At 60.1% G+C, this 5,867-nt stretch carries 6 protein-coding genes; 2 read left to right on the top strand and 4 right to left on the bottom strand.

Going from position 1 to position 5,867, the window contains the following annotated elements; translation table 11 throughout:
- Positions 1 to 389 (top strand): ADP-ribosylglycohydrolase family protein (locus RMO15_RS27935; protein ID WP_309720690.1); only part of this gene is annotated, 389 nt, incomplete at its 5' end.
- A gap of 18 nt (positions 390 to 407) precedes the next feature.
- A complete protein-coding gene (locus RMO15_RS27930) occupies positions 408 to 1,058 on the top strand; it encodes an HAD family hydrolase (RefSeq protein WP_309720688.1) in 651 nt (216 codons plus the stop codon).
- Here RMO15_RS27930 and RMO15_RS27925 read toward each other — a convergent pair.
- The 4 genes from RMO15_RS27925 to RMO15_RS27910 form a co-directional block, all read right to left on the bottom strand.
- A complete protein-coding gene (locus tag RMO15_RS27925; protein ID WP_309720686.1) occupies positions 1,047 to 1,634 on the bottom strand; it encodes a hypothetical protein in 588 nt (195 codons plus the stop codon). The genes RMO15_RS27930 and RMO15_RS27925 overlap by 12 nt on opposite strands.
- Positions 1,609 to 2,361, bottom strand: coding sequence for a glycosyltransferase family 2 protein (locus tag RMO15_RS27920; protein ID WP_309720684.1), 753 nt, complete (start codon positions 2,359 to 2,361; stop codon positions 1,609 to 1,611). Before RMO15_RS27920 ends, RMO15_RS27925 begins: the two co-directional genes overlap by 26 nt.
- The gene (locus RMO15_RS27915) at positions 2,337 to 4,433 is read right to left on the bottom strand and encodes a hypothetical protein (RefSeq protein WP_309720681.1); all 2,097 of its coding nucleotides are present in this window, start codon (positions 4,431 to 4,433) and stop codon (positions 2,337 to 2,339) included. The genes RMO15_RS27920 and RMO15_RS27915 overlap by 25 nt, the downstream gene beginning before the upstream one ends.
- A 13-nt stretch (positions 4,434 to 4,446) precedes the next feature.
- Positions 4,447 to 5,867: NTP transferase domain-containing protein (locus RMO15_RS27910; RefSeq protein WP_309720678.1), on the bottom strand; the 1,421-nt coding region annotated here is incomplete at its 5' end.

Genomic DNA, 5,867 nt, shown 5'->3' with positions numbered 1-5,867 from the left:
GGGAGAATTTGACAGGTCCAGTTTCTGGCTACATCGTGCATACGGTAGATGCCGTACTTGCTCTCGTGGCACGCCATCCCGATGACCTGCGAGCCGCCGTGATCGAGACCGTCGCACTCAGTGGAGACACCGACACCGTGGCGGCGATTGTGGGCGGGATTCTCGGGGCGCGGCTTGGCGCAGAGGCGGTGCCTGAGGACTGGCTGAAGGGGATTATTGAGCCTTGGTGGAGCCAGAAGCGCCTGGCAAAACTCGCCACCCAGCTCGCCGAAGTCGCACAGACGGGCACTCCCCAGCGCCCCGACACCAACTTCTGGCTCCCCACCCACGCCCTACTCCTGCCGATAGTCTTATTCCACGGCTTCCGGCGGCTCCTCCCGCCATATTAGGTTGGGTATCATAACGCCATGCTTCCCAAGCCCTCGGCGATCTTACTGGACATTGACAACACGGTCTACGCCTACGCACCCTGTCACGAGGCCGGGCTCAAAGCAGCTTTTGGTGCCAGCGATTTCTCGGACGAAGCCGAATTTCGCGCTGCTTACATTGAGGCGCGGGAGCAGGCAAAGCACGCCATCGCCGACACGGGCGCGGCGCACTGTCGCTTGCTGTATTTTAAGCGCCTGCTGGAGAATCGGCTTAGGCGCACAGAAATCACCGAGACGCTGGCGCTCTACAAAGCCTACTGGGACGGCTACCACGCGGCGATGCAGCTCGATCCCGGCCTGCGGGAGTGCCTTCTCCACTGGCAACACTCTGACATCCCGACGGCCTGGATCACGGACTTCACCACCGAGCAGCAGCTTCGCAAACTCCAGACGCTCAATATCGAGAGCCTTGTCACCTATCTCTTCACGGCGGAGGAAGTGGGAGCCGTCAAGCCCAACCCGCGCGGCGTGGACGAGGCTCTGGCTCGCTTTGGAATCGTACCCGGACCCGACGTCTGGTTTATCGGCGATGACACCAAGCGCGACCGAGGCGTCGCTGAGGCACGTGGCTTGACATTTCTTTGGCGGGATCGCAACGATGCGGATTTTTGGCAGAAATTACTGCCATAGTGGGGCACAAGCAAGACTGGTCATGACGGCATTGAGCTTAAAATCTAGCTCGGCGAGCTGGGCTTTGTAGCCTGGAATGTCTTGCGGACGGCCCCAGCGCTCGGGGCAGACGAGGCAGGTCTTAAGGCCGCTGAGCTGGAATTTCACGGATTCATCCAGTGGCAGGCGGGTGTTGGTATCGATCCAGACCCAGTCCACGCGCTCTTTGTAGGTCAGCGCCATCTCGATACTCTCGTCTTCGGAGTAGCGCACCGCAATAGCACGCTCGCCCAACCGGCTGGCGCGGTAGAGATAGGGAAACTCCACATCCAGCAAAAAGTAGCGCTCAATGCCCCGCTCTCGTACCAGCCGCAGCACCTCGGTCTCGATTCCCGCCTCTTTGATATTGAGCACGAGCAGGCCGTGGCGGTAGGCGTCGAGGTAGTCCACAAACGAGTCGGCGTTTTTTTCGCGGAAGGCATCGTGGTGGAGATACAGCTCACTGCCACGGGCACGAAGATCAATCTCTGCGCCAAAGTGCGTGGGGACAGCTTTGAGGCCCTCAAGGGTGTTAATGCGATGTACGATGATTTCCATGGCTATTTTTTAGTGTTTTGCGTAGCTCAAAGATATAGGCGAGCGTTCGCTTGACGAGCTTGAGCTTCCCCTTCATGGTTCCGCCGCCCTTGGCCTCGCCGTGCTCACGTTTGCCAAAGACCACGTCTTGCTCCAGGAGCGTATAGCCAAGCTTTTTCGCTTCGTAGAGAAAGAAGAGATCCAGCGAGAAGTCCGTGGGGGCGTTATCCAGTAGCGCGACAAAGCTCTTGGGGAAGAGCTTGGGCTGGGCGTTGATATCGTGGAGCCACTGCCCGAGCGTGGCGCTGGAGAGCCAGGCCATCCCCGAGGTGAAGAACTCATCAAGTAGCGGACGGTTCTTGCGGCGGCCTTTTACCACGGTCTTTTCCGGATCGGCGCTCTGGCGTAGCTTCTCGTAGGCGGCGAGGATATCGCGTGGGTCGGTCTGCAGGTCGGCGTGGGACCAGGCGATAAACTCCCCCTGCGCGGCGCGGACACCCGTGAGAATCCCGTGGCCGTAGCCCTGGTTCTTGGCAATCTCCACAACTCGGATCGGGAGCGTGTGCGTCGCCTGCAGCTCTGCAAACACAGCGCTTGAGCTATCTGTGGAGCCATTGTTGACCAGCAAAACTTCAATGCCGGGCTGATTGGTGAGAATCTCGCTCAGCACGGCGTAGATCTTGGGCAGGTTCCCCGCCTCGTTGTAGCAGGGAAGCACGATACTTAGTGCGACGGTGGGGTCATCCATTGGGCGACTTTCAGGCGTGACGAGAAGCAGAGCAGGAAGAGAAGCTGCACACAGCCCTCCAGCCCTTCCTCGAAGTGGAAATTTGCGCTCAGCTCATCGGGGTTGGGGATGAGTTGGGCAGCAAGCTCGGCGAGCGTGGTTGAGGCGATCGTGCCCTCCAGCTCTAAAACCTGCCAGCGGCCATCCAGAAACGGCTCGTACTGGCGGATGACGATCCCGGCGGTATGGAGCAGCTCCACCAGGCCCGAGAAGTCAAAGCTATTGAGCGCCTGGATGTGCAGGCAGAGCGCGGGATTGCTGTCGTAGTCGCCGGGCTGGAGTGGCTCAAGGGTGCGCCAGGAGATAATCAAGTCCGCAAGCTCACGCTGAGCTAAGATATACTTCTCGCGGTCGGCGGTGCGTTTATCGAGCTGAGCCAGAACTTGCTCGGTGGTGTAGCCGCGCTCGGCCTTGTCGCGCTGGACTTTCCAGAGGCGGCGGACATCTTCTTGTGGGTCGAGAAAAACTCTCAGGTCGTAGAGGGCGCGGAGCTGTAGGAGCGAGAGGGAGTGCAGGCCCTGGAATAAGATAAACGGCTTCGGGGCCACAGGCTGCTCCTCAGTGAAGCGGCCCGTGGCATGGTCGTAGTGTGGCTTGTAGATCGTGTTGTCCGAGGCCAGTGCCAGCGCGTGCTCCACTTGCTGGTGGAGGTTGTTAGCGCGGACATCCAGGTGGGAGTAGGTATTCCAGGACTCATGCCCACGCGGCCACTTATGGTAGTCATCGCCCGCGATGACTTCGAGCTGCTCCGCCCCAAGAAGCTTCTCAATCCCAAACGTCAGCGTGTCCTTGCCCGAGCCACTGTCGCCCGCGAGGCCGATCAGCACCGGGCGGTTGCGCTCCTGGTAGATCTGGTTGCTCCGCAGGCCAAAGAGATAGTTGGAGAGCATCACGCCCGCGAGGCCCGCCTCAAAAACCGTGAACGAGAGGCTCGGCCAGAGCGAGCTGTGGAGCAGAGGGGCAAGAAAGCTCTGTTGCTGCGCGGCAAGCCCCGGCGCGACAAGCTTGAGTGCATCTAATAAATCCGACTGCGGCCCGAGCAAGAAGTTGAGGAAGTACCCGACGATCAGTAGCGCGTAGGGAAGCCCGTACTTGCGCGGCTGGCGGCAGAGCACCGTGATCAGAAACGGCAGGCTCCAGAGGATATAGGCCGGGCGCGGCGGCACCAGCAATACTAATGTCGCAAAAACTAAACTTAAGTAGACCAGTAGCAAGTCCCAGTTGCGCTTGGGGTAGCAGAAAAAGCGGACGCAGAGCAAGAGGATCACCAGCGGCGTGATCAGGATTCCCTGGCCTCCGTTTCCCCCCACGGGAAGCTGCAAGGCGAGCAGGCGGCGGCTCTCTTCCGTGCCAAAGACCATCTGCCGAAACGCTGGGTGCGCCGCAAACGGGTAGAGGAAGATCACCAGCGAGGCCAGCGCGATCACGGCGTAGCGAGTCGTGCTCTGCCAGCCTTTTTTCTGCGCGATATAGATAAAGAAAAACGGCGCGGCGGCCAGCAGGTGTGCTTTGGTCGCTAGTGCAATGCCAAACCAGAGCGCCGCCCCTCGGTAGCGCTCCTGGCGCAGGCTCGCCAGGGCGCAGAGAAAGAGCGCAGTCGGGATAATATCAAGCTGCCCGTGCCAGTAGCAGATATAGACCACCAGCGGGTTGCACCAGTAGAGCCACAAAACGCGGGATTTCTCGCGAGGAAACCAGGAGAGCAGGACGCTCAGAATGGCGAGATCGCAGGCCAGTAGCGGGAGCCGGAAGACTAAAAGGTGCCCAAAACTCACGGTCTCGACACCACCGGGCAGGAGCGCGGAGAAGAGCTGACGCGGGATGGCCAGCGCGTAGAGCATCAGGGGATTGTAGGGAAAGAGATCCGTCCGGCCCTGCGCCACAAAGTGCTGGTAGGGGTCTTGGTAGCCCGAGAGGACGTAGTAGTTGACAAACGGAATAAACAGCTCCCGCAGGTAGTGCGACGCGAAAAACGTCCCCAGCAGGAGCTTAAAAGCCAAAACGCCCCAGAACAGGCGACTACGCAGCGGCATCAGAACCTCTCCCCTAACCCCTCTCCCGGGCGCTCATTCTTCGCTGGGAAAGGGGGATATGAGAGGCTACTCCCTCCTTTCCCAGTGAGGCACGAACGCCCGGGAGAGGAGGGCTGGGGAGGAGAGGTTCTCTTTCGTGCTTGGCGAAGTAGCCTGCCCAGTAGTCATAAGTTCTCACATCGTCGGGGACGCCGAAGCAGAGGTAGTGCTCCACGGGAAAGACCTGCGCGGTGCGGCCTTGCTCTAGGAGTAAGTTGATGCTGGAGTCGACGTAGAACTCGCCGTTGACCCGCATATCTTTCGCGATCAGGGCATCGGCGGCGGCGAAGAAGTACTTGGCTTTCCTAAACCAGAACGCCCCGATCACGCCATGGGCCTGCCGAATGTCGCCGTCGGGCGCTTGTTTGCAGAGCACCGTCTGGGCATTGTTTTTCTCATCCAGCGCCACCCAGCCGTACTGTTTGGGGTTGCGGTTAGCGTGCGGGTGGTTCTGAAACGTCCAGATCAAGCAGTCCGGGCCGCTCGCGCTTTGGGTCAGCATCTCGTAGTGCAGGGCATCGTAGACAAATGCGGCATCGCAGGGGGCAATGAGTAGCGGCGCTTCGGGGTCTATCTGGTCACGCGCCAGCAGACAGGTGCACGCCTGGCCCTCGGTGAGCTTCTCGACGGGAAGCAGCGTGAGGTTGCGACCGTCCTGACCCATGTACTCGGTGAGGCAGGGGCTGGTGAGGTGCTCCGTGCGGCAGGCGGCAATCCAGTGCTTGGCGGCGGGCAGCGAGCGCAGGGCGCGGGCGATCATCGGCGTGCCGTCCACGGGCACGAGCGGCTTGGCGACTTTATAGCCCTCTTGTGCGAAACGCATCCCCGCTCCCGCCATCGGGATGAGGTTGGTTCCAGGCATCTCGGGCAGCTCAGGTGCCCAGCCGTCTCTCTCGGCGTAGTGGCTAAAGTAGCGCGACCAAGTCAGATACTCTTCTAAGTCCTCTGGCGTGCCCCACTGCAAGAAATGCTCCAGCTCGTAGACGCGCACGGGCTGGTCTTTCTCGACAAGTAAGTTAAAGGGCATGCTGGCATAGAACTCACCGTTGGTGCTAAGATCACGCTCGACGGCTTCGTTAAAAGTGGCTTTGAGAAGCGCCCCGGAGCGGAAATAATACGTCCCCGACGACGCGAACTCCTGCAGGCGATTATCCGTGAAGCAGTGCTTCTCCTGGATTTCCAGCATTGCCATACTCTCTTCGTCGTGGCGCAGGTAGGCATAGAGATTCGGCCCAAGCGAGTGGGGGTGAAAGCCGCGATACGCCGTGATGCAACCCGCCGGGTTCTCGCGCTCCATCGTGGCCTTAAAGTCTGAGTAGTCCCAGCCCACCGAGAAGTCCGTGTAGTTCAGGACAATTGGCTGGTCGTCCTTGATCCACTCCGAGGCTTGCAGCG

The sequence above is a fragment of the Armatimonas sp. genome (assembly GCF_031410135.1).
Classification (GTDB): Bacteria; Armatimonadota; Armatimonadia; order Armatimonadales; family Armatimonadaceae; genus Armatimonas.
This window is presented reverse-complemented; position numbering and strand designations above follow the sequence as displayed.

What these genes read in the sequence shown, in the direction of transcription:
- RMO15_RS27930 (WP_309720688.1), top strand. Translation starts at nt 408, where the DNA reads ATGCTTCCCAAGCCCTCGGCGATCTTACTGGACATTGACAACACGGTC.
- RMO15_RS27925 (WP_309720686.1), bottom strand. Translation starts at nt 1,634, where the DNA reads ATGGAAATCATCGTACATCGCATTAACACCCTTGAGGGCCTCAAAGCT.
- RMO15_RS27920 (WP_309720684.1), bottom strand. Translation starts at nt 2,361, where the DNA reads ATGGATGACCCCACCGTCGCACTAAGTATCGTGCTTCCCTGCTACAAC.
- RMO15_RS27915 (WP_309720681.1), bottom strand. Translation starts at nt 4,433, where the DNA reads ATGCCGCTGCGTAGTCGCCTGTTCTGGGGCGTTTTGGCTTTTAAGCTC.